The sequence below is a fragment of the Actinoplanes sp. NPDC051633 genome, assembly GCF_040681735.1.
Lineage (GTDB): Bacteria > Actinomycetota > Actinomycetes > Mycobacteriales > Micromonosporaceae > Actinoplanes.
The window spans coordinates 1-3017 of record NZ_JBFAZH010000957.1; the positions used below are offsets into that span (position 1 = coordinate 1).

The following is a 3017-nucleotide window of genomic DNA, read 5'->3' on the forward strand; positions in this document are numbered from 1 at the left end:
CGATGAGCTCGTCGTCGGTCATGACGCGCCGCCCGCGAAGCGGCAAGCTCCGGGCACCAGATTGGTCAGGCCCCCGGCCCATGGACAGCTCGGCGAAGGTGCCGCGCCTTCCTCTCTCACGCTTCGAGAATGCCATGTCCCGCTGCGCAGGCCCAGCTCGGCGTGACCAGCGGCTGCTGAATGCGCCGATGGCGGTTCGCTGCGCGGTGGGCCGGAGAGCCGCGCCTGCCCGGTTCAGTGAACCCGCGCGGCTTTCCCGCTGTTGTCACGCGGTGGCCACCGCCGGCACGGATGCCGGGCCGTATCCGCCGACGTTCTGCGCGGTGACCTTGAAGCCGATCATGTCGCCGGGCGGGAAGCCTATCGACACCCTGGTTGTGCCCGGGTTGAGGAAGCCCCACCTGGTCGCCTGCGCCTCCGTCTGCCCCCGGGTGATGTTCCAGTAGTCGACGGCGTAGTAGACGCTCGGCGCCGGGTAGGTCACCTCGTTCCAAGTCAGCTCGATCCGGCCGCTCTCGACCCGGGCGGCGACCACGCCGGTGACCTGCGCCGGTGGCTCGCAGCGGACGACCAGCTCGACGACGTTGGAGGCGGGGGCCTCGCGGCTGCTGCTGCCGTTGGCGAACGGGATGACCCGCCACTGCATGGTGTGCCCCTGCTTGGCCGGGTCGAGCAGCGGCATGTCCACCATGGACGTACCGGACTGCCAGAGCTCGGGGCGGGTCCAGGCACCGCCTGCCGTCACGTCCCGGGACTCGACCCAGTACCACATGTCCCGGCCGTAGTCGGACCAGTTCAGCGCGACCGAGCCGTCCGGTCTGGCGGCCGCGGTGAGCGTGGTCGGCTGGGTCAGGGGCGGGCAGCCGCCGTTGGACTTCTGCGGCTCGGCCCACTGGTCGTACCAGGTGAGGTCGGCGGCTTGCGGCGACCTCGCCGGCGCCGAATACGGCGGCGAGGTGCTCGCCTCGAGGGCGTCGAAGCGGCCCAGCGGCACCTCTACGAACCTCGGCCGGTAGACCGAGCCGTCGTGGTCATTGAGGCTGCGGCAGCCGACGCTGACCGCGGAGGTGTTCACGTTGTAGCTGAGGATCACCCGGCCGGGCGCGGCCAGGTCGTGGTGCAGCCGGGCCTCGTAGTAGAACAGGTAGCGGTTCGTCGGGCCGCGACCGCCCTCCGGCGGGTTGTAGAGCGCGACCCGCTCGTTGGTGAAGCCCCAAGGGCTGGTGGCCGGATGCGCCATGATCCGCCCGCCGTTGAGGTTCGGCTCGTGCTGCACCAGCCAGTAGCGGCCGTTGAGGTGCGCGACGCTGAAGCCGTTCTCGACGTAGAAGCCGGACGAGATCGGTACGGCGGCGTTCTGGTCGCCCATCGCCGACCACCGCCCGCCGGCGTAGAACTGCCAGCGCGCCGGATTGGTCAGGTCGGCGGGCGTGGCCGAGGCGAGGTACGCGCGGCGGTTGTTCTGGGCGTCGACGATGCCGGCCCCGTAGATGTAGACCACCGAGCCGACCTGCAGCAGCGCCAGGCCCCAGTTGATCGGGTGTGCGCCGAACGTGTACCGCGGGCTGATCAGCGTCGGCTGGACGTTGATCACGCTGTTGTTCTCCAGCGTGCTGATCGGGACGCTGGCGACCGCGCTGTGCGTGTCCGTCCACCACGGCGGCTGGGGCTCGTTGCGGTAGAAGAACTTCACCACGTTCCCGCCGACCACCATCGAGTCACCCGGCCAATAGAACGCGCTGGTGCCCTCGTCGAACGGCGTCTTCGCGTAGCGGTCCCAGAACGGCAGCGACGGGTCGCTCTCCCGGCAGGTGTTGCCGCCGGTGATCGTGCGCAGGCTGTTGCCGTCCTGCATCACGATCGAGTTGCGCAGGGCGCTGCGGTGGAATCCGGCGCGTTCGGACGGCCGGTTGAGGAAGCTGTCGGCGAAGAACCAGGCGCGTTTGCCGCTCGGCAGCCGGATCGACTGGGTCGCGTCGGCGCCGCTCCAGTCGGCGCAGCCGGCGTTGTTGCCGTAGGCGGCGAACATGGCGTTCAGCGACGCGTGCGGCGACGGCAGGTGGGGATCGTGGTAGAGCAGCCGGTTCGGCGTGCCCCTCGGGTCGGCGACGACATTCTTCGTGCTGCTGTCGACGAGGGCGGCGTGCACCTGGGCCGGGGTCGCGGTCGGGTGCGTCTGCAGGTAGAGCGCGGCCATCCCGGCCACGTGCGGCGCGGCCATCGAGGTGCCGTTCCTGGTGTTCGTGTCCGCGTCGCCGGTGTGCCAGGCCGAGTCGATGCCGTAGCCGGGGGCGAACAGGTCGACGCACCCGCCCCAGTTGGAGAAGTCCGCGCGCCGGTCGGTCCCGTCGGTCGCCGCGACGGTGAGCACCGGCCCCATCCGGCCGGGCGAGTACAGGCAGGCGTCCTGGTTGTCGTTGCCGGCCGCGGCGACGACGAGGATGTTTTTCTGCGACATCAGGTTGCCGACGGCCGCCTCCAGCGCGACGCTCTGGCCGCCGTCGACCCCGACGCTGCGGTTGAGCACGGCGGGGCCGCCGGGGTGGTTGAGCCGCACCCAGTCGATCGCGGCGATGCCGTCGTCGGTCGCGCCGCGGTTGTTGCAGTCGAGTACGCGGACCGCGACGATCGTCGCCTCCTTCGCCACGCCCTTGGTGCGCCCGGCCGCGGTGCCGGCGACGTGGGTGCCGTGCCCGTGACAGTCGGCCGGGTCGTTGTCGTCGTCGACGAAGTCGCGGCCGGCGATGACACGGCCGGCGAACTCCTGGTGGGTGCGGCGGATGCCGGTGTCGGTGACGTAGACGCGCACGCCGTACCCGGTCGCCTTGTAGACGAAGTGGCCGTTCTGCCCGGTCCGCTGGTCGATGCGGTCCAGCCCCCACGGCGGGCTGGTCTGGTCGCCGTCACCGTGCTCGACGAGGACCCGCTCGACATACGCGACGGAGGAGTCCCGCCGAACGTCGGCCAGCTGGCCCGCGTCCATAGTGGCCGAGAAGCCGCGGAGCACGGCCGTGTAC

At 70.9% G+C, this 3017-nt stretch carries 1 protein-coding gene; it reads right to left on the reverse strand.

Annotated features, from left to right (window positions below; all coding sequences use genetic code 11):
- Positions 1-265: 265 nt before the first annotated feature.
- A partial coding sequence (locus AB0M20_RS35125) for a S8 family serine peptidase (RefSeq protein ID WP_364304774.1) occupies positions 266-3017 on the reverse strand: 2752 nt, incomplete at its 5' end.